The following is a 25,895-nucleotide window of genomic DNA, read 5'->3' as shown; positions in this document are numbered from 1 at the left end:
GCCTTACGATTGCGCGAATGAGTGTCCTGGTGTGTTTCCACGCCCATCCCGATGACGAAGTTTTCACTACGGGCGGCGTGATGAGAATGGCCGCCGACGCAGGTCACCGCGTCGTAGTCGTCACCGCTACCGACGGTGCTCTCGGTGAATTCCCCGACGGACTGTTGGACGAATACGAGACGTTGGCTCAGCGCCGCAGCCGTGAGCTCGAGGCGTCCACCGACGCGTTGGGTGCCAGTCGCGTCGTGTCCCTGCACTACCCGGATTCGGGGATGGTGGGTACGCCCGAGAACGAGAATCCGGAAGCGTTCTGCAACGTCGACGTCGAGAAGGCCGCCGAGCGTCTGGCCGAGGTTCTTCGTGAAGAGAACGCCGATGTCCTGACCATCTACGACCCCAACGGCGGATACGGCCACCCGGATCACATCCAGGTCCACCACGTCGGCGTTCGTGCTGCAGAACTCGCGGGCACGCCGTTCGTCTACGAGGCGTCCACCAACCGCGATCACATGAAGATGCTGATGCAGGCCAACCCCGAGTGGACCGAGGAGGCGCAGCCGCCGGACATCGAATCGTTCGGGCTTCCGGCTGACCAACTCACCACCGCGGTCGACGTCAGTTCGGTGATCTCGTCCAAGCGCGCGGCCATGTACGCGCACGCAACGCAGGTCGGCGATTTCGGCCCGTTCCTCGAAATGCCGACGGAGCAGCTCGCCGCGGCATTCGGCACCGAGTGGTTCCGTCGTCGCAACGCGCCGGAAGGGCTGTCGGAAACCGCCCTGCCCCTGTGAGTCACCGCCCTCGATAAACCGAAGTCCCGACGGAGGTTTCGGCGGCTCGTTAACATCGGTAGGCATGGACCTCGAACAACTTGTCGCGAGCATGCCTTTTGCAGTTCACACCGGAATTCAGTTGGACAGCGCGGCACCCGAACAGGTTGTCGGCCATCTGGATTGGGACAGCCACCGCACCACCGCCGGCAACGGAATGCACGGCGGCGCCTTGATGACGCTGGCAGACAGCGTCGGCGCCGTCTGTGCATTCCTCAATCTGCCGTCCGGCGCAAGTACGTCCACCACCAGTTCGTCGACCGTCTTCACTCGCGGCGTGCGCAAGGGCACGGTCACCGCCACCGCCCGGCCACTGCACGCGGGGCGCAGCACCGTCGCGGTGGTGACCGAGATCCGCGACGACGAGGGCCGCCTCGTCGCTCAGGTCACCGCATCACAGGCAGTACTGGGACCGTGAAGCTTCCCGCGTACCGCGCTTCGGGTGCCACCCTGCCGTACGGCAATCTGCTTGCCTCCCATGACGTTGCGATGGAGGGTTACTTCTGGCGATTCACGATGCCAGACAGCGGGCGGGTGGTGATCGCGCTCGCCGGAATCAACAAGGCCGACGGCGGCAGCTGGTCGACGCTCGGTCTCGCGGCACACCCAGGCGGATTCCTCCGCACTGCTGAGCATCCGAATGGATCGGCCGATCCCCGTATCCTGGGGGCCTACGCCGACAACGCTTTCCTCGGCAATGCCGATCGACTCCAGGTCGATTTCGGCGACAGTCATCTCGACGTGCGCATCAGTAGTCAGCGATTCTGGCCGCACCGCCGCTTCGGGGGATCGAGTTACTTCCAATCAATTCCCGCACTCAATCAGTACTGGCATCCGTGGCTGCTCGGCGGCCGGGTCGAGGGAAGCGCCGTCATCGACGGGCAGAGCTGGGATCTCACCGGAGCGCAGGTGTACGGCGAGAAGAACTGGGGAAAGGGAGGATTTCCGGAATCCTGGTGGTGGGGACAGGCACAGGGGTTCACCGATCCTCGAGCCTGCGTGGCGTTTGCCGGCGGACAGGTCAGCGCCGGACCTCTGCGCACCGAAGTCACCGCCGTCGTTGCCGCGCTACCGGACGGAACGGTATTGCGGCTGGGTAATCCACTGACGTCACAGGTGGAGACGACGGTGTCCGACGATCGCTGGACGCTTCGGGGTTACAGCCGGAAGTGGAGCGTCGACATCGACGGGACCGCACCCATCGCCGACGCACACATACTTCCTGTTCCGATACCTGCCGAGCGTCGAAACGTGCCAGGAGCGCTCGAGCATCTCGGTGGAACGATGTCGGTCATCGTCCGCCGGCGCGGCACCATCGTCTGGAAGGACAGGTCGAGGTTGGCTGCTCTCGAGCACGGCGGATTGGATCGGGCGCAGGCCGAACTCACTCGGCGGGAACAGCTCTCGCAAGATCGATGAGAGCGGAGGCCGCAGGATTCTTGCCGCCCGACGAACGCCAGACCAATTCCAGCCGAGATCGCGCCTCCGGTTCGAGATCGATCCGATGCAACTCCCCCACTGCCGACTCGGGAAGCACGGCCATTCCCAGCCCCTGCGCGGCCAATGAAACGATGATGCCGAGGTTGCTTGCCTCGAGCGCAACCGTCGGCGTGGTGCCGGCCGCGGCGCATGCGAAGTTCAGACACGTCCTGATACCGGTTCCCTCCGGCAGACAGATGACCGATCGCGTGGCGAGCTCGGCAAACGGTAGAGACGACACCTCGGCCAGCGGATGATCCGTTGCCACTCCGGCCACCAGTCGTTCGTCGGTGATCACCCTCGATTCGAGCCCTTCCGGCAACTCTCCCGCCACCCCGATGACGGCTATGTCGAAGGTTCCGTCCAACACTCCGGCAAGCAGACTGCGCGAATCGTCCTCGGCCAGCGAGATGTCCAGTCCGGGGTGTTTGTTGTGCAACCGACTGAGCAGATCTGTGAGGTCGGCGGAAGCGCAGGCGGTAACCATCCCGACCGAAACGGAACCGCGAACAAGTCCGTTCAGGGCATCGACAGCGTCGCGGGTGCTCTGAACGGAAGCGAGTGCAGCGTAGGCGTGCGGGAGGACAGCTCGCCCGGCGTCGGTCAGACAAACGGTTCGACCACTACGATCGAGCAATTCCTGCCCCAACTCACGTTCCAGCCGTTTGACCTGCGCACTCACACCCGGTTGGGCTACGTGAAGCCGCTCGGCGGCGCGAGTGAAGTTGGCTTCCTCCACTACCGTGACAAAGTATTCGAGCTGCCGAAGTTCCATAACTGTTGATTCTAGCTGCGAGACAAACTAGATCTTGGACTTATCACCGGTGCGGTAGAACGATGGAAGCATGACAACAACAGATGACGTTCAGAAGGCCGGAACCCCGGAAGACATCGCGAAGCTTTTTGTGCAGTTCGCCAACGCTGGTGACGCAGACGCCGTCGCCGCACTCTACGAGGAGGATGCGGTGATGGCCTTCCCGCCCGGATCACTCACCGTGGGCCGCCAAGCCATCCGCGAGGTGATCTCTCAGATGCTGGCAGCTGCACCGAGATTCACCGTCGAGGAAGCCCTACCAACGGTGATCAGCGACGACCTCGCCATGACCTCGACCAAACCTTCCGACGGAACCGGCGGACGCACACAGGTGGCGCGCCGCCAGCCCGACGGTTCGTGGTTGCGGGTGCTCGATCGACCGGAACTCTGACTGCCCTCTTCGCAGTCAGACGGCCGACGCACGCCGCATGGCCGCCGCCGGATCGGCGAACAGCGAGCTCAGTGACACGACCGTGGAAGCGTATTCCTGAACCCGATTGCCGAAACCGGTAATTCGAATGTCCTTACGCTCCAAGGAGGATGCCGTCGAGAAGGCCTCGGCGACATGGGGCACCCCGGCCGGATAGTCGGTGAATGCCTGACCACCCAGAATCACCCGATCCGGGTTGAACAGGTCACGCAGCATCGCCACTGTCCGGCCGAGGACGCGTGCTCGATCAACCAGAAGCTCGTGTGCCGGAATGGAACCCGACGACGCTGCCCGGTAGACGTCCGCGATCGTGACACGCTCGCTGCCCTGGATCACGGCGCCCGAAGACAAAGCCTGCGCGACTACGGCGCGGTCACTGATCGTCGCTTCAAGGCAACCCACGGCTCCGCAGGTGCACCGTGCGGACGAACCGGTGGGGAGGTGCGCGATCGAACCGGGTCCGCTGGACGGCGTGTGCACTCGCCCTTCGAAAGTGATTGCGATGCCGGCAGTTTCACGAGCATAGAAGTACAGGCCGGTAGTGCCCGGCGTCGGGGCTTCGGCACGGTCGGTGCTGAGCAGAAGTTCCGACGCAGCCATCGCCTCGACGTGGGCGGCTACCGATACAGGGAGATCCAAGCCGGCACCGATGATGGACCCGACCTTGGCGCCCTTCCATCCCAGACGCGGGTGATCGACGACTCCGGTCGCTGAATCGACGCGACCGCCGATGGCCACGCCGACCGCGAGCGGACGACGCTTGTGCCACCGCGAGGCAAAGGAATTGGCCGAGCGCGCAATGGTGGCAAGCGCGACAGCAGAATTGGTGGCAGGCGTCGGAATCTCGACGGCGCCGAGCACCTTTCCACGAATGTCGCTGGCAATGATGCTGGTGACGACGGCACCGATGTGGATGCCGACTGTCAGATAAGGCTCGTGGTTGACCTCGAACGGAACTCGCGGACGCCCGATTGCTCCGGAGGCCGTCAGGTCCGCGCGTTCGCGCAGGATCCCGAGGTCCAGCAGGCTCGTGACCTGCCGGTTCACGGTGGCGATGCTCAGTCCTGATGCCTTTGCCGCAGTGTCACGTGAGAGCGGCCCACGGGATCGAGCAATGCGCAACACAGTCGCGGACGGGCCGTCGGCGATGCGTAGTTCGGGCGCAACTATCTGGGTACGGGTCCGGGTTCCCGAGAGCGCGGTTCGCGATCGGATGTTCGGAATGGCGGAGATTGTGGGTGTCGACATGGCTGTCCCTTGCAGAAGGAGGAGAAGGCGCATATCTCTGTCGACCGAGAAATCAGCGTTTCCACTGGTCACACGAAGAAATAGACAGAAAAGGCGCAGAAATTAGCTGCAGAAAGAACGGCGGCGACAACACAGCTCTCGCGCCAGAGGCAGACGCGAACCAAGCGCAGCGGTCACATAGGTGACCCGCAAAGCGGCAGGCTGGTCGGTCGACATGGCTCCAAAAGTAGCAGCTTCACCGAGATTCACAAATCAGGTGCGGTAACGATCACACTGAACGCAACCCTGTCGGGGCGAAATCTCGCGTGTTTGGGTGGGCACACTCCCCACGAAAGGTGCACCATGTCTACAGCTTTCGCCAAGCCGACCCTCACGAATTCGGCATCAACGAACGGAGCGGCCGTTGACGCCGCTCGCGGCACTGTCACCACCCTCGGCGCGCATATCGGCGCCCGAATCGACGGAATCACTCTCGGCGGGCATCTCGACCCGGCGACGATTTCCCTCATCCGGCAAGCACTTCTCGAACACAAGGTGATCTTCTTTCGCGGGCAAGACCACCTCGACAACGATTCGCAGTACGAGTTCGCCCAACTGCTGGGTACCCCGACCACTGCCCACCCCACCGTGAAGTCGCACGGCGCAAAAGTTCTGCCCATCGACTCGGACCTGGGCAAGGCCAACAGCTGGCACACCGACGTCACCTTCGTCGACCGCATCCCCAAGGCTTCGATCCTGCGCGCGGTGCAGCTACCCGAATACGGCGGTTCCACGACGTGGGCGTCAGGGGTAGCCGCCTACAACGGACTGCCGGATCCGCTCAAGGCGCTTGCGGAGAACCTCTGGGCTCGCCACACGAACGTCTACGACTATGCGGCAACCAGCGCCGAGCGGCTCACCGAAGATCGCACGGCCGCCTACCGCGAGGAGTTCCAGTCCACGTACTTCGAGACGGAACACCCGGTGGTGCGGGTCCACCCCGAAACCGGAGAACGCACGCTCGTCCTCGGACATTTTGTCAAGAACTTCGTCGGGTTGAGCACCGAACAGTCGAACGGTGTATTCAAGCTCTTGCAGGATCACGCCATCAAGCTCGAGTACACGACGCGGTGGAACTGGGAAGCGGGTGACGTCGCGATCTGGGACAACCGCGCCACCCAGCACTACGCGATCGCCGACTACGACGATCAGTACCGGCGTCTGGAGCGCATCACCCTTGCCGGCGACATCCCGGTCAACATCCACGGGGAACGAAGCCGCAGCATCGCCGGCGACGCTTCCGAATACTCGATCATCGAAGGCGCCTCGACTCTCCCATGACTTCACCGGATTCCGCCCCTCCTCCGCACGCCCGCGGATACGAAGGCTTCGAGGGTCGAATCGGCCGCACCGCAGCCGATTCGACCCCGTCGTGGCCCACCTCCACGCCCCCGATTCCCGGATCACCCAACATCATCGTGGTTCTGATCGACGACATGGGGTACAGCGACATCGGGCCGTTCGGCTCCGAGATCGAGACTCCCACCCTCGACCGCCTTGCCGCGCAGGGCATTCGGATGACCAACTATCACACGACGCCCCTCTGCTCGCCGTCGCGCGCAGCTCTTCTCACCGGCCTGAATCCGCACCGCGCCGGGTACGGTTTTGTCGCCAACGCCGATCCGGGCTACCCCGGACTGCGTCTGGAATTGGCCGACGACGTCCAGACACTCCCCGAAATCCTCCGCGGCGCGGGCTATGCGACCTATGCCGTCGGCAAGTGGCACCTCGTACGCGACGCCAACCTGGCCCCGGGACGAAGTCGTGACTCCTGGCCGACGCAGCGCGGTTTCGATCGCTACTACGGCTCACTCGAAGGCCTCAACTCCTTCTACTATCCCAATCAACTGATCTCCGACAATTCTGTGGTCGACGTGGACGAGTACCCCGAGGGGTACTACCTCACCGACGATCTGACCGACAAAGCGGTCGGGTACATCAAGGACCTCCGCGCCCACGATCAGGACAAGCCGTTCTTCCTCTACTTCGCACACGTCGCCATGCACGGACCGTTGCAGGCCAAGCCTGCCGACCAGGAAAAGTACCGCGGCCGCTACGACGAAGGGTGGGATCGAATCCGCGAGTCGCGGTTCGCCTCTCAGCTCGTGCAAGGCCTCTTTCCGGAAGGTACGCAACAAGCACCGCGAAACTCCGAACCCGGCTTCGACGTCCCCGAATGGGAATCACTCACGCCGGAAGTGCAGTCCAGGTTCGCCCGCTACATGGAGGTGTACGCGGCGATGGTCGACTCGATCGATCAGAGCGTCGGACGCATCGTCGACACCCTGGACGAACTCGGCGAGCTCGACAACACGATCATCGTCTTCACCTCCGACAACGGCGGCACCGCCGAGGGCGGTTCGGACGGGACCCGAAGCTACTTCGCACAGTTCGCGCATATTCAGGATCCGGACTGGGTGGGCGATGTCCCCCACGACGAATCCCTCATCGGCGGACCTGAATTGGGCGTCCACTATCCACGTGGATGGGGACAGACGTCCAACACCCCGTTCCGGTTCTACAAAGGGCAATCCTTTGCCGGCGGGATCCGTGTTCCTTTTCTCCTGTCCTGGCCCGCTGGACTGAAACCCGGAGCAGACGACAACGGGATTCGCGACCAGTTCGCGTACGTCACCGACCTGACCCCTACGCTGCTCGAACTGGCCGGAATCGACGCACCCAGTGTGCGAAACGGGCTCCCGGTGAAAGAGTTCGACGGGGTGTCTTCCGCGTCCGTTCTGCGTTCGTCTGCCGCTCCGAGCACTCACACCGAGCAGTACACCGAGATGACCGGCAACCGTGGCTACTACAAGGACGGCTGGAAACTGCTGGCTCTCACCCCGGCGGACATCGACAAACCGCACTGGCAGTTGTTCGACGTCCGCACCGACCCGACCGAGCTCGACGACCTGGCATCACGGTTTCCCGACAAGGTTCGCGAACTCGCCGAGGCCTGGGACCACTCGGCGTGGGCGAACACCGTGTTTCCTCTACTCGGCAATACCGTCGGCGCGGTTCGCCGTCCGGAGGAAGGAGCACTCTCACGCCCGGTGCGACTACTTGCCGGAACGCCCCCGCTGGAGCGCTACCGCTCATCCAAGCTGATCGGGTTCCGCGACTTCGACATCACGGTCGAACTCGACGGTTACCGCGAAGGTGACGCCGGTGTCCTTGTCGCCCATGGCGATCCGCAGGGTGGGTACCTTCTCTACGTCGAGGACGGGCATCTGCATCTCGGGTACAACGCGTTCGGTTCCTACTCCGTTGTCGACGCCGGACCGCTGGCGCTCGGCACCGAACGCATCGAGCTGTCGGTGACGGTGGTACCGCGGTTGCGTTGGGATCTCCACGTCAGCGTCGACGGCATTCACGCGGGCCGGCTGCTCGGGCAAGTACAACTGGTGGGAATGGCGCCGTGGACCGGTATCTCGGTCGGTGTCGACGCCAGGGGACCTGTGTCGTGGGAGGTACGACGACGCCATGGTCCCTTCCGGTACAGCGGCGCGCTGCGCGCCGTCACCTACACACCCGGCCGGATACAAGTACCGCGTCGTCACATCGAATCCATCGAACGGGAAGCAGAGTATGCCGCCGACTAGCCCTACGATTGCATCATGACCATTTCTTCCGATGCCCGCATCGCCGTAGTCACCGGAGCCAGCTCCGGAATCGGTGAGGCCACCGCCCGCACCCTGGCAGCTCAGGGATTCCACGTCGTGATCGGTGCTCGCCGCGTCGATCGTCTCGAGAAGATCGCCGAGGAAATCGGTGGTACCGCTCTCGAACTCGACGTCACCGACGAGGATTCCGTCGACGCGTTTGCGGCCGTGGTCCCACGTGTCGACGTGTTGGTCAACAACGCGGGTGGTGCAAAGGGTCTGGCAACAGTCCTGGACGCCGATCTGGACGACTGGCGGTGGATGTGGGAGACCAATGTTCTGGGCACGTTGCGTGTGACGAAGGCACTGCTGCCCAAGCTGATCGATTCGGGTGACGGTCTGGTCGTGACCATCACCTCGGTGGCCGCGCTGGAGGCATACGACAACGGCTCGGGCTACACCACCGCCAAGCACGCTCAAGCCGTCCTTCATCGGACATTGCGTGGTGAACTGTTGGGCAAGCCCGTTCGACTGACCGAAATCGCGCCGGGAGCCGTCGAGACGGAGTTCTCACTCGTCCGGTTCGAGGGCGATCAGGACAAGGCCGACAAGGTGTACGAGGGAATCACACCGTTGGTGGCGCAGGACATCGCCGAGATCATCGGTTTTGTCGCGTCGCGGCCGTCACATGTGAACCTCGATCAGATCATCGTCAAGCCGAGGGATCAGGCAAGCCCCGGTCGGTTCCACCGCACCACCAGCTAGTTCGAATCGTTCTGACTAACCAGTGCGAATCACCCGGTGCAGGACGAGGCCGAGATTGCGTGCAATCTCGGCCTCCGTCATTTCCGTGGAAGCGCTACGGGCACTTACAGTTTCACCAGCGGTGACGATGTACCGACCATCTCCGGCATAGTCGTACCAGTGGAACGTTATGCCGTCGTCTGTCGGTCTGCTGTCCACCGCTCCTCCCGGGTATGTGGTGACTTCACCGATCGAGGTCCGCTCTCGGTCGAAGAATCTGCTCACTTCCTCGCTCCCGCGCGCACCCGCAGCACTGCTCAGGAAGCTCGCTCTACCGGAAGTTTTCGGCCTTTCGATGCTCACACCACGCTCCGATCCAGCGGGGCAGGTCGGCAGGTGATCGACGAGCATCCGTGGAATTGCCGATGGGCGTACCACGGTGAAAACCACGTCGGAGCCACAGTCGACAGTCCTGCCGGGCAGTTGAGTCAGGAGCACCCCCAGGTCGCCGGCAACAACGCCGTGCAATCGCGTCACCGTACTCATGTTCTGCCCGTGAAAACCGGAAACCTCAACGCGAGCATCAGGATTCGCAAGAGCACCGAGAACGTGATGCAGCCGATCGTCGAGCAACCAAGCCAGGTGTGCTCCCGCTCGACGTCGCTCTTCTGTCAGCTCGTTCATGGTTTCGGCCGTCGGACGAAACCGCAGCGGGTACGGGAGTCGGTCACGTCCGACCGCTTCCCAGAGAATCTGGAATTCGAGGCCGGTGAACTGCCACTGCATGGTGGTCATTCGCCCAGCACCGCCGGGGAGACCATCGGTAGGTCGCCGACCAGGGCATTGCCGTTCTCGACTGTGACGAGGTAGCCGGGGGTGTCGTGAACGTTGTCTTCGTCTTGCCCTTGCCCTCGTCCCGGTGCCATGCCGCCGACGCCACCCATCGCGCCCCGACCGCTCTGCGCGCCCGTCGCCGAGGTACCGCCAGTTCCGTTGACGCCCCCACGCCCGCCATTGGCGAGGCCGCCCACGCCGCCAGGGCCGAGAGCGCCACCTCCGGTTCCACCTGGCCCGAAGCCTCCGGTACCGATTCCACCTGCGGAACCACCACCCGAACCGCTACCCATGAGGCCTGAAGGCACTCCGGAACCGAGCTGAGCACCATTCGGAGTTGCACGAGCTAGGCCATCTGGCGCTGCACCGGCGGACAGTGGACCGGCATGTGCCGCCGTGGTCCCGGCCGGGTCGGAATCGGTTCCGGATCGAACTGCATCGACGTTCGGATTCCCTTGGGCATCAACGCCGCTACGGTTGTCACCATTTCCGGAATCGGTGCCGGATGGATTCTGACCGGAACCGTGTCCGGGCGGGTTTGCCCCGCCGGAGTTTCCACCGTCCGCTCCCCCGCCAATTCCGCCACCCGATGTAGATGGCGTGCCGAGCCCGTTTCCTGGACCCGAAAAGTTCCCGCCGTCGGCACCACCACCACCGAATGCGCCGCCACTTCCAGCCCCGCCACTTCCAGCCCCTCCACCGCCGGTGACCGGATTGAATGCGGCCGGGAGGATCGGCACCTGATCGTCCGCACGCTTCATGGACGGCAGATACACGTCCTTCATCACCTGGCGCGCTTGACGTTCGGCTTCTTCCGCTTCGTATTGGGCCTGCTTCCATGTAGCCCCGGGAACCATGCTGAGAAACCTCTCGACCGTCGAGGCGCCGTCGGGGGCCGGAATCGAGCGTTTGGCCTCGTCGAGTGCGATCTTCGCCTCCTCGATCTTGTTCGAGATCAGATCGACCCGCACCTTCAGCTCACCCGCATCAGCCGAGTAGGCCAGCACTGCTTCCAGCGCAGCCGAGCCGCCGCGCCCCTGCCAGCCTTCGGTGATCGCACCGTTCACGTCGTTCTGGAACTTCCCGATGCCGGCTTCGACCCGGCCTGCAATGGCCTTCCAAGCCTCACCGATCGCACTCAGGGTTGCCGGATTCATCTCGTTGACGTGGTCGAAGATTTCGGAGTGCGACATCGCATCGAACGGATCGTCGTCCACGATTGCGTGTTCGCTGTACTCGAGCGACGACGTCTGGGCGGTGAGGGCATCGCGCTCACCCCAGGCTCGTGCGCGCTCCACATCGGCGTCGACGGTCGCAGCAGCCATCTCGTCGTCGAACGCGCCGCGGTCGTCGGTTATGGATTGCACCAGAGCAGATGTAGCGATTGCGCTCGCGATGGGAGTGCCGACAACTGGCAATGCCGCCACGCCAGGAGGCACGGCCTGCGTCGCTTCGGAGATTCTTCCCAGCACGTCTTCCAGAAATGGAATGCCCACCGCTGTCCCCCTGAAGTCGAAAACCCCCGTCGGACTCCCCCGAGCCGACAGCACTTACCTGTACAGACGCAAGCAGAGCCCGGACGGTTCCCTCATCCACGGATTTACCGCAGTACAGAGTTACGGCAGTGCCGACATCGACTTCCAGGTCGGCAGATCGATTGCCCAGTCGTAGATGTCGCCGTCCGCAGGAGACAGGTCGATCGACGTGCCGGTCACCTCTACGGGGTCACCGTAGAGGGCGGTTCCGAAGTATTCCTGCGCGTCGGATGTCGACAGGTTGATGCAACCGTTCGTGACGTTCGACGAGCCCTGCACCCCGGTGGTCTCAGGATTGGCGTGGATGAATTCGCCGTTGTTGGAGATGCGCACCGCCCACCGCTCACGCACGTTCTCGTAGAACGGCGGATTGGACATCATGAAGTCTTCGTACTTCTCCGTCACCATGTGAATGCCGCTGCGCGTGACGTTGCGAGGTTCGTTTCCCTCGCCGTAGCTGACGGGAATGTCCATGATCGTCTGACCGTCGCGCACCACCTGCATGCGGTGGCTGGGCGCATTCGCCTTCACGATCTGGCTACGACCGATCGTGAAGTCGAGCGTGAGATCCTGGTCGCCGAAGGCGCCACCGCCGTAGTTCAAGCCGTAGAGCTTGGCGTCCAGATGGACAGTCGTGCCCGGCACCCAGTAATCGGCCGGACGCCAATGGGCCCGCGATCCGCCGTTGTCGTCGGCCAGCCAAGCCCACGATCCGGCGGTGGGCGGCACGGTGGTCACGACAAGCGCCTTCTCGACGGCCGCCTTGTCGACGACGGAGTTGTCGAACTGCAACGTGATCGGTGCCGCGATACCAACTTCTTGGCCGTCGGCGATGTTGAGGGTGGCGCCGGTGGTCGACTCCGGGGCAACCGTCGTAAAGCTCCCTTGGACTGGCACGGATTTACCGTCGGTTCCGGTTGCCGAGCCTGACCACGAATACGTGGTGCCGTAGCCGAGTGCCTCACTGACGGTGAACGATGTCTTGTCAGGCGACAATTGTCCTGCAACGGCTTTACCGGCCGCATTGCTGAGGCTGACGTCGGACAGCGTTCCCTGGGTCACGGCTACCGAGACGGGGGCGACCGGGCTGACATCTTTGGTGCCGGGCGCCGGCGTCGACACCACGGTCGCCACCGGTGCTGGCTCGGCGGCCGCCGCGCCGCCCTGTCCGTCCTTGCCACCGATCGTGCAGCCGACGACGGCCACCATCACAGCGAGCAATACAGCTACCAACGCAACAAGACGCGAACGACTTCTCCTACCACCCAGCTCATGCACTTCAACAGGCTACCTGCGGGCTCCGTCAGGAATCAGATGGTGCAGCCCACAGTTACCGGTTCCGGTTCCAGGTGGACACCGAACGCGGCTTCGACGCCGTCGCGCACTGTCCGCGCGAGCGAGACCACATCCGCGCTCGTTGCCGACCCTCTGTTGGTCAACGCCAAGGTGTGTTTGGTCGACAGCCTGGCCGGTGCATCTTCACCGGGATAACCTTTCGAGAATCCGGCCCGTTCGATCAACCATCCGGCCGAGAGCTTGGTTCCACCACTGCCCGGGAACTGCGGCACGGTGACGTCCCCGAGCTGTTCGGCGATTGCTTCGAGCACGGCGGGCAGGTTGTCGTCCGGCACCACGGGGTTGGTGAAGAAGGAACCCGCGCTCCAGGTGTCGTGGTCGTACGGATCGAGCACCATCGCCTTACCCGTCCGAAGTCCCAGAACTGCCTCGCGGACCTGCGACGCAGGTAACCGCTCGCCTTCTTCGGCCCCGAGTGCGGTGAACAGTTCGCGGTACGCGAGCGGGGCACTCAGTCCGTCGGTCGACGCATCGAATTCGACGGCGAGAACCACTGCTGCATCGGAATGCTTGAGGACGCTCGACCGGTAACCCAATTCGAGTTTCGACGGTTCGACCCACGACACTTCGCTACTGCGTCGGTCGAGCAATTGAACCCGCCGGAGCCGCGAGCCCACCTCGACGCCGTACGCGCCGACGTTCTGCACCGGCGTCGCACCGGTCGAGCCCGGAATCCCGGACAGGCACTCGAGGCCACCCAGTTCCGCGGCGACCGATTGACCGACTACTTCGTCCCACACGGCACCCGCTTCGGCAACGACGCGGTCCGTGTCGAGGCTCACGGTGGTGTTGGCCACACGAACGACAACTCCGTCGAATCCCGAGTCGGAGATCACGAGATTGGATCCGCCGGCGAGAATCAGCGTCGGGATCTGCTCGCGATCGAGCAGCGTCACGACGTCGATCAACGACTGCGTCGTCGGACATTCGGCGAGCAGCCGCGCCGGTCCCCCGATTCGGAGCGTCGTCAATCCCGACAAGTCAACGTTCTCGGACACGAAAGCGCCTGATTCCACGACGCGTCTGCCAATGGTTACGTCCCACACATCGATAAACGGTAGCCTCCACAATCGTGAGCCGTCGCATCGAGCATTCGTCGAAGTACACAGTCCCCGCCGAGAAGGTCCATGAGGCGGTGACCTCCGAGCAGTACTGGCGCGACCGAATCGTCGCTGTCGGTGGTCCCGGCGCGGCGATCGAAGAGCTGACCGTTCGCGACGAGACCGTCGCGGTCACGATGTCGCAGATCATTGCCGCAGAGCACCTCCCCAGCATGGTGTCGAAAGTCGTCAACGGCGACATCGTCATCAAGCGCAGTGAAACGATGGCGCCTTTCAAGGACGGCAAGGCCACCGGCACCTTCTCCGCCCACGTCGACGGCGTTCCCGCCCGTGTCGAGGGCACGCAGGTGCTGACAGGTGACGAGAACTCCGCCACTCTCGAGATCGACGGTGAGGTCGAGGTCAAGATCCCGTTCCTCGGCGGAAAGATCGAAAGTGCGATTGTCGACGAGGTTGTCCGGCTCATCCAGGCCGAACAGGACTTCACCCGGGAGTGGATCGCGAAGTAAAACCCTGCGGGCGGCGGCAGTTGTGGATACAGCCGATTTGGCTTGTCACAGCGTGTAACCGGTATTCTTTTCGATCATGGCTCGCCGCATCGACTACTCCGCCCGCTATCAGCACTCCCCCGAGCAGGTCTATGCGGCGCTGGCGGACCGCTCGTACTGGGAGGCCCGTGTCGAGGAGATGCGCAAGCATTCCGAGAACCATGTGGAACATTTCGAGGTCACCGATTCCGGAATCGATCTCGTGCTCCACCACATTCTTCCGCGCACGGATTTGCCCGACATCGCTCAGACAGTGATGAAGAAGGATCTTGTCATCACTCGTAAGGAGTCGTACGGCGCCTTCGGTGACACCGTGACCGGAACGTACGAAGCGTCCATCCCGGCCGGGCCGGGGAGTTTGTCCGGCACCATGGAGTTGTTCGCGACCGATACCGGGTCCACGCTGCGAACCACGTCCGAGGCCAAGGTCTTCATACCGTTCATCGGCGCGAAGTTGGAGCAACTGATGCTCATCAACCTCGTAGATCTGTTCCGCACCGAAGCCCAGGTCACCGCGACCTGGCTCGCCGCACGCTGAACCCGCCGTGAAGAAAGCTCCACCCCCGAAGATCGAGGGGGTCATCACCCGTGGCACGACGGGAATCAACAGACTGCGACGTAGTGACCGGTGGATCGTGCACAACCGCACTATCGCGCACGCCCTGAACAACGCGACCGATCCGTTGATCGTCGACCTCGGGTACGGGGCGAGGCCGGACACCACCTTCGAGATGGCAAGCCGCCTCACCGCTGTCCGGCGGGATCGACGCGTCATCGGGCTCGAGATCGACCCCGCCCGCGTGGTCGAGAGTCGTGACGGTGTCAGCTTCGCCCGTGGTGGATTCGAACTTGCCGGTCTCACACCCGTTTTCGTACGCGCCTTCAACGTGCTCCGGCAGTACCCGGAGGAGGCTGTGGACTCTGCGTGGTCACACATTCAGTCCGGTCTCGCACCGGGCGGGCTGCTACTCGACGGAACCTGCGACGAGCTCGGGAGACGTTGCGCCTGGGTGCTTCTCGACGCTGATCGTCCATTGACCCTGACACTGGCCTGGGATCCCTTCGACATCGAGCGCCCTTCCGACATCGCGGAACGTCTCCCGAAGGCTCTCATCCACCGCAACGTTCCCGGTGAGCCGATCCACGCGTTGCTCAGCGCGGCCGATCGAGCCTGGGCCACCGCCGCGCCGCACGCCTCGTTCGGACCTCGCCATCGTTGGGCCGCCGCATTGGAAATTCTTCGGGCGCAAGGAATTCCCGTGCAGCCCGCGCGGCGACGTCTTCGTGACTGCATCCTGACCGTGCCCTGGCACGTCGTAGCGCCGAATCCCTGAACTCACAGACGGGAAACGCCCCGCCGCGGAGGTGTTCTCCGCGGCGAGGCGTCTGTATGCAGGCGTCGGGCTAGGACCCGAAGATGTTTTCCAGGCTTCCCAGTGAACCAGTCGAACTGCCGCCGTTGCCGGGATCGCCGCCGTCGGACTCTGCCGTGACCTTGACGGTGACTGCGGCCTGGGTCTCGGAACCGAGATAGCCGTCAGTTCCGCTGAACACCGCGGTGATTCGGCGATCTCCGAGTTCGGTGAAGGTGTGCGAGAGCGTGGCCTTACCGTTCACCACCGCAACTGGTCCACCGATCGGGGTGGTTCCGTCCATGAACTGAACCGTTCCTGCGCTGAGCGTAGGTACCACTGCCGCAACGAGATCAACCTTCGCGCCCTTGACCGCTGACGCCGGAGCGCTCACGGTGATGGACGTTTCCTGATCCTCCGCGGCCGGAGCCGTGACCGAAACCGACTGAGCGGCCGAGGTAGAGGTGAGGAATCCTGTTGCACCCGAGTAGACGGCCGTGATGTCGTGCGTACCGACGCTCGCGAACTCGTGCATGATCGACGCCTTGCCCTCGACGACCGGCACCGGCGAGCCGAGATTGCCCGAGCCGTCCTTGAACTGCACTGTGCCGCCCACCGGCGTCGGCGTAACGGTTACGGACAGACCAACTGCCGTACCGGTTTTTGCATCCGCCGGAACGGTCAAGACCGTCTGGGTCTGCTGGTCGGTGGGAGCCGGCGCCTTGACGTTCACGGTCTGGGCGTTCGATGTCGAACCCAAGTAGTTGCCCGAGCCCGAGAACACTGCGGTGATGCTGTACTCGCCCGCCACGTTGAAGGTCGGCGTGGTTGTTGCCTTACCTGAGGCATCCACGGGAACCGGGGATCCCAGATCCCTGCCACCTTCCTTGAACTGCACGGTTCCGCCTGCAGCACCGGTCGAGACGGAGGCAGTGAACGACAAGGCCTCCCCTGTCGAACCTGTCGACGGGCCGACGAGGGTAGTCGTTGTGTTCTCCTCGACCACCACCGGAGCGACTGTCAGCGCATGTGGCGCCGACGTCGAAGTCTGGTAGACACCGGAACCGGAGTACACCGCCACGATCGAATGCGCTCCGACTACATAGGAATTCGTCAGCGAAGCCTTGCCGTTGGCATCGACGGGAACGGCGCCGCCGAGGTCGGTTGCACCGTCTTTGAACTGCACCGTGCCACCCGCCGGAGTGGGCGACACCGTAGCCTCGACGGTCACGGACTCACCTGCAACTGCACTTGCGGGACCGGTGATCGCGGTTGCAGTGCTCTTGTCCGCTTCGGACACTACGACGTCGACAGCTGACGACGTGGAAGACGCCACCTTTGCATTACCGAGATACTTGGCCGTCACGCTGTGGGTTCGGACGTCAGCCGGTGTCCAGGCAAGCGTTGCAACACCATTACCGAGCGCGCCCGCACCGATCTTGGTGGCACCGTCGAAGAACTCCACCGAATCACCGTCGGCACCACCGGTCACCGTCGCGCTCAACGGAACAGGTTGTCCCAACTTCACGCCACTGGTCGGTGACACGGTGGTCGTCGACACGTTCTTCTGAACGTTGATCGACGGACCACGACCATTTGTCGTGTCGTCAACGAACACCGTCCCGTCGAAATGCACCGTCGTCGACAAATCAGTACCACGAGCACAATCCGCACCGACGCGATACTGGAATTCGAACGTCTTGACGTCACCACCCCACATCGGCCACTCCGTAGCACCCGCACTCAAACGAACAGAATCAGTAGCCACCTCGTTGACACGGAACGCACTACCGTTCACCGTCGCCGAACCATCGACATACGTCATACACGCCGGATGAAAATCGCGCACCGCATACAGATTGTGAACCCCAGCAGTTCGCTTGAACACCGTCTTCGACGTGATCACATCACCCTCAGCCGGCGTGCCATTACTGATCGTCCGAGTCACCTTGTACCCATCGGAATTGAACTCCGCCGTCACCGGAGCCGCACCAGCAACCCCGACACCCGCAACCACCGCGAAACCCGCAGCAACAGCAAACACACTCAAACCTGCAACTGCACGGCGTGCAGAACCTACAGACATAGCTTTTCCTTCTCGAGAAGTGAGCGAAATGGGTGATGCCCCACCGCCGAACGCGGGCGGGGCATCACCAGGTGTCGGCGGCTAGGAGCCGAAGATGTTGCCGAGGCTGCCGAGCGAGCCGCTCCCACCGGTACCGGGTTCTCCACCGTCGACGGGTGCGGCGATCTGGACGGAGACCTGATCGGAGGATGCCGTCACCGTGCCGGCGCCCGAGTACTCCGCCGCGACAACTCGCTGTCCCTGAGTTGCGGGCTTCCACGAAAGGCTGGCCTTTCCGGATGAATCGACCGTAGCCGTGCCGATGACGGTCTCGCCGTCCTTGAAGGTGACTGTGCCACCCGCATTGGCGGGGCTGATTTGAGCGGAGATCGTCTGGGCAACGCCGACCTGGCCCGCCACTACGCTGAGATCTGTTGTGGAGCTTGTTGTTCCGGCGGGCTGTTCGGCGACTGTCACATTCGCGGTGGTACTCGACCCAGTGACGCCGGATCTGCCGGAGAACACAGCCTCGACGGTCTGCGCACCGGCAACCGTCGGAACCCAGGCGTAGGTCCCTTCACCGTTGCCTGCCACCGGCATCGAAGCGAGCACCGTTCCGCCGACCTTGAACGTGACCGTTCCACCGGTGCCCGACGCGGACACAGTCGCTTTGAGATTGGTCGACTTGCCGACCTGCGCGCCCGAGATCGGCGCCAGCGTCGTACTGGACTGAGCATCGGCCTGCGAAACGTTCACGATCAGCGCTGCCGAAGCGGAACCGACGGCACGCGCCGTGTCGGCGAACTTCGCTGTGATCGAGTGGTCTCCACGGGTGGTCGGTGTCCAGGCAAGTGTTGCAACACCATTGGCGAGCGCGCCCGCACCGATCTTGGAACCGGCGTCGAAGAACTCCACCGAATCACCGTCGGCACCACCGGTCACCGTCGCACTCAACGTCACCGGCTGCCCCACCTGAGCGCCACTGACCGGTGACACGGTGGTCGTCGACACGTTCTTCTGAACGTTGATCGACGGACCACGACCATTCGTCGTGTCGTCAACGAACACCGTCCCGTCGAAATGCACCGTCGTCGACAAATCAGTACCACGAGCACAATCCGCACCGACGCGATACTGGAATTCGAACGTCTTGACGTCACCACCCCACATCGGCCATTCCGTAGCACCCGCACTCAAACGAACAGAATCAGTAGCCACCTCGTTGACACGGAACGCACTACCGTTCACCGTCGCCGAACCATCGACATACGTCATACACGCCGGATGAAAATCGCGCACCGCATACAGATTGTGAACCGCGGCAGTTCGCTTGAACACCGTCTTCGACGTGATCACATCACCCTCGGACGGCGTCCCGTTACTGATCGTCCGAGTCACCTTGTACCCGTCGGAATTGAACTCCGCCGTCACCGGAGCCGCACCAGCAACCCCGACACCCGCAACCACCGCGAAGCCCGCAGAAACAGCAAAAACACTCAACCCACCGACAACACGACGAACACCACTCACGGACATCCAGATCCCTCTCGACAACGGGGCAGACAGGCGTCCAGGACAAGCGTCCGTCTGCTTTCGATGCCGTGACGTTATCCCATTGACTGTAAAGTAACTACGCTTTTCGCAGATTTAGTTCATCGGCGACATCGCCGAACTGCAGTAACAGTGGGCTGAACGTCCCGCACCGCACATCTGGATGCGTTCTTACCTGCGCTAAAGACAAAACAGTCGCCCGAAAATAGCGATTTACAAATCTCTGATATCGGCGTCATATTCGATTTCGGGCGTGATGCCAGAAGGTCGCAGGAGCCTCGAAGATCTCTCTCGGCTACAGGCTTGCGGCCAGAGCCAACTCGACCCGAACAGCAACGTCGACGCTCGCGTTCTCACACGAGAGATACAGCTCGTGCGCGTCCAGTCGGCCTATCGCGACCGCATCGGCGACTACTTCGTTGAGCAGGACTTGAGAAATTCCACCGGAAGCGAGGTCGTGCACGGTACGCAAAGGCGTGGTGATGCGGATGGGCCCGATCTGTTCACACTCGTCGTCCGCGAGCGGCAGTCGGTGCAGCGCTACCTGGCGGGTCGGCGCCGCGAGAGGGTGCGCAACGGAGAGGTGAATGAAGCGAGGTTGCAGGTGCCCGAGGCCATGCAGATCTGCGGCACTGTAGTGCGAGACGGTGGCGCTACCGGCGAACCACGTGCACCACTTCGCGAACTCGTCCAAGGCGGTATGTCTGACGCGTTCGAGGCGAAAAAGCCCGCGGCACTCACATGTCCATGTTCCGGATTCCGTCATTTCTTCCATCAACGCCAGACCGAAACCCAGTTCGGATGCCTGGAGAGCCGTGACAAATCCGCACTGTCGCAGCGCCAGCAACTCGAGTGATTCGTAGTCCGAAGCCATGACCACCTCCGGTGACCGTCGAAAACGCCGTTTCGAACAGACTACGGGCGAGTGTGTCGCGCATCACAGGAATGAGGAAGTGCGTATTCACAGAGTTCGTTCAGACTCGTCGGGAAGAATCTGGCGAATGACTGTCGCAGCGAACAACCCTCGTCCGCGCAACCGAGTGCTCATCATCCTTCTCGTGGTGATCGCCGTACTCGTCGCGGCGCTCGTCGGTGGAGAACTGTACGTACGCAACCAGGTGAAGACCTGCATGGCCGATCAGTTCCAGAGCGAACTGGGATCCCAGGTCGACGTCGGGTTGAGCTGGAAGCCCGTACTCCTGCAGGCAGTCGACAAGAAGGTGCCGTACATCAGCATCGACAGTGACGACTCTTCGTTCGGCCCCGCAACGGGAATGCAGGTTCACGCGAAGGTGAACGACATCAACTTGCAGCCCTCGGCGGGCAACAGCGGCACCATCGGCAGCTCCAGCGCCGACGTCACCTGGTCTACCGCAGGCATTCTCGCCACCTTGCAGGAACAGACCTTCGGCGGGCTCGTCTCCGGCGTCACCGCCGACTCGAGCGCCGGAACACTCGCGTTCGACGTCGGTCCGGTCGGGCTCGCGAAGCTCACGGTCAAGCCCACCGTCACCAACGGTGTGGTCGACGTCCAGACCGTCGGCGCCGAGATTCTCGGATTGGGTCTGCCGACCGATCTGGTCGACGGCATCGTCCAGACACTCACCGACAGCCTGCAGACCTACCCGCTGGACATGAAGCCCACGAAGCTGACCGTCACCGACGACGCTATCCAGATCTCGTTGGAGGGCGGCGCTTACGCCATGCCCGTCGCCGACGCGAACAACCAGAACACCTCGGCGGTTCCGGACAGCTGCGGCCTGCTGACCTAGTCGGCCAGACCGTCCAATACTGCTCGACTTCCGGATAGTCCGAGGCGGGTGGCGCCGGCCGCGATCATGTCGAGCGCTGCCTGCGTCGTACGTATTCCGCCACTGGCCTTGACTCCCACGCCCGGGCCGACCGTCTGCGCCATCAGTGCGACGGCCTCGACCGTCGCTCCACCCGCGGGGTGGAAGCCGGTGGAGGTCTTGACGAAGTTCGCTCCGGCACGCACAGCTGCGCGGCAACATTCGACGATGGCCTCGTCGGACAGCGCTGCGGTTTCGAGGATCACTTTGAGGATCGCACTCTCCCCCATCGCCTCGCGGACGGTGAGGATATCGGCCAACACCGCGCTGTAGTCGCCGGCGACCGCCGCTCCTACGTCGATGACCATGTCGATCTCGGCTGCGCCTTGATCGACGGCCAGTCGCGCTTCAGCACCCTTGACCAGCGAATGATGCTTCCCCGACGGGAATCCGACGACGGCCGCCGTCACAAGTCCCTCGGCGCGAATCGGCAACATCGACGGCGAGACACAGACAGCCAGCACACCGAGGCTGCGTGCTTCGTCGATCAGGGCGGTCACATCGGCCGCGGTGGCTTCGGGTTTGAGGAGAGTGTGGTCCACCATCGCGGCAACCTGGGAACGAGTGAGTGCAGCTTCAGACATGTTGGAAAGCTTGGCACACCACCACGCGACCGTCGCTGCAGCCGCACCTGAGAGACTAGGCCGCATGACCGCTGCACCATCGATCGATGATCGTCGCTATGTTCTGTCCCTCGGCTGCCCCGACACCACGGGCATCGTCGCACGCATCTCGACCTTTCTCACCGACGTCGGTGGATGGATCGTGGAGGCTGCATACCACGCCGATGCCGACACCGGATGGTTCTTCACGCGTCAGGCGGTCCGTGCATCGTCGGTGAGCATGAGCATCGACGAGCTTCGTGAACGGTTCAAAGCTGTTGCGGCCGAGATCGGTCCGGAAACCGAGTGGACTCTTCACGACTCCGGCGCACCCAAGAAGATCGTGTTGCTCGTGAGCAAGGAAGGTCACTGCTTGCATGACCTCCTTGGCCGCGCCGCGGGCGGGGAACTCCCGGCAGAAATCAGCGCCGTCATCGGAAACCACGAAGATCTGCGCAGTGTCACCGAGCGCCACGGGATCGACTTCCACCATGTTCCGTTCGCCAAGGACCCGGCAGAACGGGGACCGTCCTTCGAGAAGGTCCGCGCCCTGGTCGACGCTCACAATCCCGACGCCGTGGTGCTTGCCCGATTCATGCAGGTGCTGCCCGAATCACTGTGCGAGCACTGGGCCGGGCGCGCGATCAACATCCACCACAGCTTCTTGCCGTCGTTCATCGGTGCCCGCCCCTATCACCAGGCGTTCGCCCGCGGCGTGAAGTTGATCGGCGCCACCTGCCACTACGTGACCGCCGAACTCGATGCCGGTCCGATCATCGAGCAGGACGTGATCCGTGTGGACCACGCCGACGATGTCGCCGACATGGTCCGTCAGGGTCGAGACATCGAAAAGCTCGTACTCTCCCGCGGACTGCGCTGGCACCTCGAGGATCGTGTGCTGGTCCACGGGCGCAAGACGGTCGTCTTCAGCTAGAGCTGCGTTGCGCTAGAGATTGCGCAGTCGCACGATTTCCTTGTCGAACTCGTCGATGTTCTCGATCGACGACATGTGACCGACGCCCGGCAACACGATCAACCGTTCGAGGTTGCCGGCGTCGTCGAGGACTTGCGCAAGCTTGCGCGCATGGACCGGCGGAGTGAGCCGATCGAGCGAACCGACGAGCACGGTGGTCGGCACTTCGAGATTGTCGAGTCCCTCGTGAATGTCGAGGGTGCTCAGCGCTGCTCCCCAACCTCCACGGATGCGGGGCTTGCACTCACGAACGATGTTCTCGCAGAACTGAATCTCGGCCTTGGTCGCGTTCGGTGACATCGAGACGTACTGGATCGCCTTCGTCATGGCGCCCGAGGAGACGAACGGAACGGGCGAACTGAGGATGGCGCGGCCCACGGGGACCGGCACGCGAGGGAAACGATTGGGCAGTGGGATGACCGTGGTCTCGGCGATCAACCTTTCGCTCGCGGTGCTCGCGAGCATGACCGCCGACGCGTACTTCTTGACCTCGTCGGGGTGACGACCCGCCCAGGCGATGATACTCATCCCGCCCATGCTGTGACCGACGATGACGGCCTTCTTGTCCTCGCGAACCGTGGCCGCCAGCACTGCAGAGAGATCGTCGGCAAGGACGTCCGGGCCGAGCGGAAGATTGCCGACGGTGCTGCGGCCATGACCGCGCTGATCGTAGGTGATGACGCGATATTCGCCGGCAAGCGCATTGACCTGCGGGTACCAGAATTCGGTGGAGCACGTCCAGCCGTGACTGAGAACGATCGGATCGCCGTCGACGGGACCGTAAGCCCGGACATTGATGATCGCACCGTCGTCGGTGGTCAGTTCGCTGATGTCAGCTTTGAGAGTCGGAGTCTTCAGGAGTGCATTGGGCTCGACGTCGCTCGACAGAGTCAACCCACGCGTGGATCGCCGATGACGGATCCCAGCGACGGCCGCGACGAGTGCTCCCACTCCGACGGCGCCTGCCAGTACTCGAAGCTCTGTGGTGCGCGAACGACTGGACATGCATTTACCCCTGACTGCTGCTGACGACAGACGGATGCAATCTATGTGTGACTGCCGTTAACCGACACTATCACTCGAACAACGCCCGTTGTCAGCGTTGGAGAGAAGAGTGGGGCAGCACACCATGAGCCGGGAACCACGGCTCGGAATGAGCGGGAGTGCGGCAAACTACCAGCGAGAACCGCCGTGCTGAATGTCGTCCACCCGCGGGCGAACGTCGACGAGATACACGCACACTGCAACGACCGCGATGATGCCCAGGAGCCCGACAGGGGACGTCGCCAAGAGGATCAACGCCGCGACGATCAGAATTCCCAGCCAGATCGGCTTGGTCAATTTGTTGACCGCGGTGAAAGCGTCAGGACGCTGCCTGACGGCATGAACGATCGCGTAGACAGCACCCACCAATGCGAGCACTTTGAGTGCGAGAAAGATCAGACCGACTAGCCCATCGACTTGAGTCACAACTACATCCTAAGTTCTCATCCGGTTCCCGACGAACACGAAGGCTCCCACACTCGGCTGAGTGAGGGAGCCTTCGTCAGGTGGAGCTGGGCAAATCAGGCCTTCTTGGCCGGAGCAGCCTTCTTGGCCGGAGCCGGTGCGGTGGCCTTGGCCGGAGCAGCCTTGGCGGGTGCAGCCTTGGCCGGAGCGGCCTTCTTCGCGGCGGTGGTCGCGCGCTCCTGGACGTCGGAAGCAGCAGCGGTCACGCGAGCGGCAGCTTCCTTGGAAGCCTCGTCAGCCTGGTCACCGAGGTCGAGGACCTTCAGTGCAGCCTCGTCGCCTGCGTCGGCGATCTTCTCACCGGCGTCAGAGATCTTCTCGCCGACCTCTTCTGCGGTGTCGGAGATGCGTCCGGCAGCGCGGCCGGCCAGCTTGGCAGCCTGCTCGCCCACGGCGCGCGTCTGACGAGCAACGGTTCCGAGTGCGTCTTCGGTCAGCTCGACGGCGTCGCCGAGTGCCGACTCTGCAGCAGCGATGCCTTCTTCGACTGCGGGCTGCTTGCGGATGCGCTCGACTGCGTCTTCGCCACGTTCTGCGAGGGAGTTGTACAGATCTCCGGCAACCTTGAGGTATGCCTCGGCGACCTTGCGGAGTTCCTCGGGTGAGAACTTCTCGCGCAGCTCGGCAAGCTCTTCGGGCAGCTCGGACGGCAGGCCGGCGAGACGCTCGCGCAGCGCATCGACGCTCTCGGCAACGTCACCCTGGACGGAAGCGAGCTTCTCGCGAGCACCGTCGACACGGCCGTTGACATCGCCCTGGGTGTTCTCGGCGCGCTCACGAACCTGAGCAACTACATCGGCCACGGCCTGGACAACCAGGTCGCCTGCGCCGACGGCGGCGTAGAGCGAGGTCTTGACGCTGTCGATGGCGTTCTTGTCAGTCATCTTGTTCTCCTAGTGAAGTCTCGGTGTCTGGAATTGCGGCCGATTCAGCGAAATCGGGCGCTGCGGCTGGTCTTGACGACTCGTTCTCGCGACAGAACGAGTCGTAGATTTCGAGCAGTACTTGCTTCTGCCGTTCGTTGATGGCCGTCTCGGCCAACACCGCGTCCCTGATGGGACTGTGCGGGCGTTGCTCGAGATATCCCGCTTGGACGTACAGCACTTCTGATGAGACTCGAAGGCCCTTGGCGATTTGCGCCAGTACGTCCGCCGACGGTTTGCGCAATCCGCGTTCGATCTGACTCAGATACGGATTGCTGACGCCGGCGAGTTGAGCGAGTTGGCGCATCGAAACTTGGGCGGCTTCCCGCTGTGCACGAATGAACCCCCCGATGTCGTGTGCCGCAGAGCTGACGACGCGAGCTGCCAAGTCGCTTGCTCCGGCTGCGGCACCGGATGATTCACGATCTCCGTCATCGGAGTTCGTCGACTTCGCTGGCATTGCGTCCTCCCTTTCCAGTGGACATTTCCCAGGATAGGAGAGGGTGCTAACTATTGCAAGCACTACTGCTAGCACTCGTGGTGGACGTCACAT

At 63.0% G+C, this 25,895-nt stretch carries 26 protein-coding genes; 12 read left to right on the top strand and 14 right to left on the bottom strand.

Annotation, left to right across the window (positions count from 1 at the left end):
- Positions 1 to 17: 17 nt before the first annotated feature.
- From A0W34_RS08015 to A0W34_RS08005, 3 genes are all read left to right on the top strand, one after another.
- Entirely contained in the window at positions 18 to 791 is a 774-nt protein-coding gene (locus tag A0W34_RS08015; RefSeq protein WP_003942001.1) for a PIG-L family deacetylase, read from the top strand.
- Between the two features lie 64 nt (positions 792 to 855).
- Positions 856 to 1,248: a PaaI family thioesterase gene (locus A0W34_RS08010; protein WP_007735335.1), complete on the top strand. Its 393-nt coding sequence runs from the start codon at positions 856 to 858 to the stop codon at positions 1,246 to 1,248.
- A complete protein-coding gene (locus tag A0W34_RS08005; RefSeq protein ID WP_081557553.1) occupies positions 1,245 to 2,249 on the top strand; it encodes a tocopherol cyclase family protein in 1,005 nt (334 codons plus the stop codon). The genes A0W34_RS08010 and A0W34_RS08005 overlap by 4 nt, the downstream gene beginning before the upstream one ends.
- Here the strand turns inward: A0W34_RS08005 and A0W34_RS08000 are convergent.
- Entirely contained in the window at positions 2,215 to 3,084 is an 870-nt protein-coding gene (locus tag A0W34_RS08000) for a LysR family transcriptional regulator (protein WP_081557552.1), read from the bottom strand. The two genes, A0W34_RS08005 and A0W34_RS08000, sit on opposite strands and share 35 nt — an antisense overlap.
- A 70-nt stretch (positions 3,085 to 3,154) precedes the next feature.
- Here A0W34_RS08000 and A0W34_RS07995 point away from each other — a divergent pair, with 70 nt between their 5' ends.
- A complete protein-coding gene (locus A0W34_RS07995) occupies positions 3,155 to 3,514 on the top strand; it encodes a YybH family protein (RefSeq protein WP_054782316.1) in 360 nt (119 codons plus the stop codon).
- 15 nt (positions 3,515 to 3,529) lie between these two features.
- Here the strand turns inward: A0W34_RS07995 and A0W34_RS07990 are convergent, their stop codons facing one another.
- On the bottom strand, positions 3,530 to 4,801 hold the full coding sequence (locus A0W34_RS07990) for an ROK family transcriptional regulator (protein ID WP_081558765.1): 1,272 nt from the start codon (positions 4,799 to 4,801) through the stop codon (positions 3,530 to 3,532).
- Positions 4,802 to 5,143: 342 nt separating this feature from the next.
- Here A0W34_RS07990 and A0W34_RS07985 point away from each other — a divergent pair, with 342 nt between their 5' ends.
- From A0W34_RS07985 to A0W34_RS07975, 3 genes are read left to right on the top strand one after another with little or no spacing between them, the layout of a single operon-like run.
- Positions 5,144 to 6,121 (top strand): TauD/TfdA dioxygenase family protein, encoded by a 978-nt coding sequence (locus A0W34_RS07985; RefSeq protein WP_042452972.1) that lies wholly within the window; start codon positions 5,144 to 5,146, stop codon positions 6,119 to 6,121.
- Complete coding sequence (locus tag A0W34_RS07980) at positions 6,118 to 8,439, top strand: arylsulfatase (protein WP_081557551.1); 2,322 nt, start codon at positions 6,118 to 6,120, stop codon at positions 8,437 to 8,439. The genes A0W34_RS07985 and A0W34_RS07980 overlap by 4 nt, the downstream gene beginning before the upstream one ends.
- 15 nt (positions 8,440 to 8,454) lie before the next feature.
- Positions 8,455 to 9,204 (top strand): SDR family NAD(P)-dependent oxidoreductase, encoded by a 750-nt coding sequence (locus tag A0W34_RS07975; RefSeq protein ID WP_003942076.1) that lies wholly within the window; start codon positions 8,455 to 8,457, stop codon positions 9,202 to 9,204.
- A gap of 15 nt (positions 9,205 to 9,219) precedes the next feature.
- On the opposite strand, the gene A0W34_RS07970 is transcribed toward A0W34_RS07975, so the two are convergent.
- The 4 genes from A0W34_RS07970 to A0W34_RS07955 all read right to left on the bottom strand — a co-directional run bounded on the left by A0W34_RS07970 (position 9,220) and on the right by A0W34_RS07955 (position 13,906).
- Positions 9,220 to 9,978 (bottom strand): ESX secretion-associated protein EspG, encoded by a 759-nt coding sequence (locus A0W34_RS07970; protein ID WP_064688316.1) that lies wholly within the window; start codon positions 9,976 to 9,978, stop codon positions 9,220 to 9,222.
- The gene (locus A0W34_RS07965) at positions 9,975 to 11,513 is read right to left on the bottom strand and encodes a hypothetical protein (RefSeq protein WP_081557550.1); all 1,539 of its coding nucleotides are present in this window, start codon (positions 11,511 to 11,513) and stop codon (positions 9,975 to 9,977) included. The genes A0W34_RS07970 and A0W34_RS07965 overlap by 4 nt, the downstream gene beginning before the upstream one ends.
- Before the next feature lie 120 nt (positions 11,514 to 11,633).
- Entirely contained in the window at positions 11,634 to 12,830 is a 1,197-nt protein-coding gene (locus A0W34_RS07960; protein WP_042452959.1) for a L,D-transpeptidase, read from the bottom strand.
- A gap of 32 nt (positions 12,831 to 12,862) precedes the next feature.
- Positions 12,863 to 13,906: a UDP-N-acetylmuramate dehydrogenase gene (locus tag A0W34_RS07955; RefSeq protein WP_081558764.1), complete on the bottom strand. Its 1,044-nt coding sequence runs from the start codon at positions 13,904 to 13,906 to the stop codon at positions 12,863 to 12,865.
- A 74-nt stretch (positions 13,907 to 13,980) separates the two neighbouring features.
- Between A0W34_RS07955 and A0W34_RS07950 the strand changes: the two genes are divergently transcribed.
- The 3 genes from A0W34_RS07950 to A0W34_RS07940 all read left to right on the top strand — a co-directional run bounded on the left by A0W34_RS07950 (position 13,981) and on the right by A0W34_RS07940 (position 15,851).
- On the top strand, positions 13,981 to 14,478 hold the full coding sequence (locus tag A0W34_RS07950) for a DUF2505 domain-containing protein (RefSeq protein WP_081557549.1): 498 nt from the start codon (positions 13,981 to 13,983) through the stop codon (positions 14,476 to 14,478).
- 76 nt (positions 14,479 to 14,554) lie between these two features.
- On the top strand, positions 14,555 to 15,055 hold the full coding sequence (locus A0W34_RS07945) for a DUF2505 domain-containing protein (RefSeq protein ID WP_007735352.1): 501 nt from the start codon (positions 14,555 to 14,557) through the stop codon (positions 15,053 to 15,055).
- A 7-nt stretch (positions 15,056 to 15,062) separates the two neighbouring features.
- Positions 15,063 to 15,851 carry a hypothetical protein gene (locus tag A0W34_RS07940; RefSeq protein ID WP_003941937.1) on the top strand — a complete coding sequence of 263 codons (789 nt, stop codon included), beginning with the start codon at positions 15,063 to 15,065 and terminating at the stop codon, positions 15,849 to 15,851.
- A gap of 70 nt (positions 15,852 to 15,921) precedes the next feature.
- On the opposite strand, the gene A0W34_RS07935 is transcribed toward A0W34_RS07940, so the two are convergent.
- The 3 genes from A0W34_RS07935 to A0W34_RS07925 form a co-directional block, all read right to left on the bottom strand.
- On the bottom strand, positions 15,922 to 17,955 hold the full coding sequence (locus A0W34_RS07935) for an Ig-like domain-containing protein (protein WP_081557548.1): 2,034 nt from the start codon (positions 17,953 to 17,955) through the stop codon (positions 15,922 to 15,924).
- Between the two features lie 81 nt (positions 17,956 to 18,036).
- The gene (locus A0W34_RS07930) at positions 18,037 to 19,470 is read right to left on the bottom strand and encodes an Ig-like domain-containing protein (RefSeq protein WP_232330007.1); all 1,434 of its coding nucleotides are present in this window, start codon (positions 19,468 to 19,470) and stop codon (positions 18,037 to 18,039) included.
- Between the two features lie 310 nt (positions 19,471 to 19,780).
- Positions 19,781 to 20,359 (bottom strand): type IV toxin-antitoxin system AbiEi family antitoxin domain-containing protein, encoded by a 579-nt coding sequence (locus A0W34_RS07925; protein WP_003941523.1) that lies wholly within the window; start codon positions 20,357 to 20,359, stop codon positions 19,781 to 19,783.
- A gap of 127 nt (positions 20,360 to 20,486) precedes the next feature.
- Between A0W34_RS07925 and A0W34_RS07920 the strand changes: the two genes are divergently transcribed.
- A complete protein-coding gene (locus tag A0W34_RS07920; protein ID WP_007735358.1) occupies positions 20,487 to 21,257 on the top strand; it encodes an LmeA family phospholipid-binding protein in 771 nt (256 codons plus the stop codon).
- Here A0W34_RS07920 and deoC read toward each other — a convergent pair.
- Positions 21,254 to 21,919: a deoxyribose-phosphate aldolase gene (deoC, locus tag A0W34_RS07915; protein ID WP_047268935.1), complete on the bottom strand. Its 666-nt coding sequence runs from the start codon at positions 21,917 to 21,919 to the stop codon at positions 21,254 to 21,256. The genes A0W34_RS07920 and deoC overlap by 4 nt on opposite strands.
- Before the next feature lie 64 nt (positions 21,920 to 21,983).
- On the opposite strand from deoC, the gene purU reads away from it, so the two are divergent.
- Positions 21,984 to 22,871, top strand: coding sequence for a formyltetrahydrofolate deformylase (gene purU, locus A0W34_RS07910; protein ID WP_003941509.1), 888 nt, complete (start codon positions 21,984 to 21,986; stop codon positions 22,869 to 22,871).
- A gap of 12 nt (positions 22,872 to 22,883) precedes the next feature.
- Here the strand turns inward: purU and A0W34_RS07905 are convergent, their stop codons facing one another.
- From A0W34_RS07905 to A0W34_RS07890, 4 genes are all read right to left on the bottom strand, one after another.
- Complete coding sequence (locus tag A0W34_RS07905) at positions 22,884 to 23,915, bottom strand: alpha/beta fold hydrolase (RefSeq protein WP_021333908.1); 1,032 nt, start codon at positions 23,913 to 23,915, stop codon at positions 22,884 to 22,886.
- A 168-nt stretch (positions 23,916 to 24,083) separates the two neighbouring features.
- Complete coding sequence (locus A0W34_RS07900; RefSeq protein ID WP_003941505.1) at positions 24,084 to 24,380, bottom strand: DUF2516 family protein; 297 nt, start codon at positions 24,378 to 24,380, stop codon at positions 24,084 to 24,086.
- A 95-nt stretch (positions 24,381 to 24,475) separates the two neighbouring features.
- Positions 24,476 to 25,303, bottom strand: a complete 828-nt coding sequence (locus A0W34_RS07895; RefSeq protein WP_003941552.1) for a heparin-binding hemagglutinin — start codon at positions 25,301 to 25,303, stop codon at positions 24,476 to 24,478.
- Positions 25,296 to 25,802 carry a helix-turn-helix domain-containing protein gene (locus tag A0W34_RS07890; RefSeq protein ID WP_003941483.1) on the bottom strand — a complete coding sequence of 169 codons (507 nt, stop codon included), beginning with the start codon at positions 25,800 to 25,802 and terminating at the stop codon, positions 25,296 to 25,298. Before A0W34_RS07890 ends, A0W34_RS07895 begins: the two co-directional genes overlap by 8 nt.
- Positions 25,803 to 25,895 lie beyond the last annotated feature (93 nt).

Source organism: Rhodococcus sp. BH4 (assembly GCF_002079265.1).
Lineage (GTDB): Bacteria > Actinomycetota > Actinomycetes > Mycobacteriales > Mycobacteriaceae > Rhodococcus_F > Rhodococcus_F qingshengii.
The sequence above is the reverse complement of the archived record's forward strand: the minus strand, read 5'-3'. Positions and strand labels throughout refer to the sequence as shown.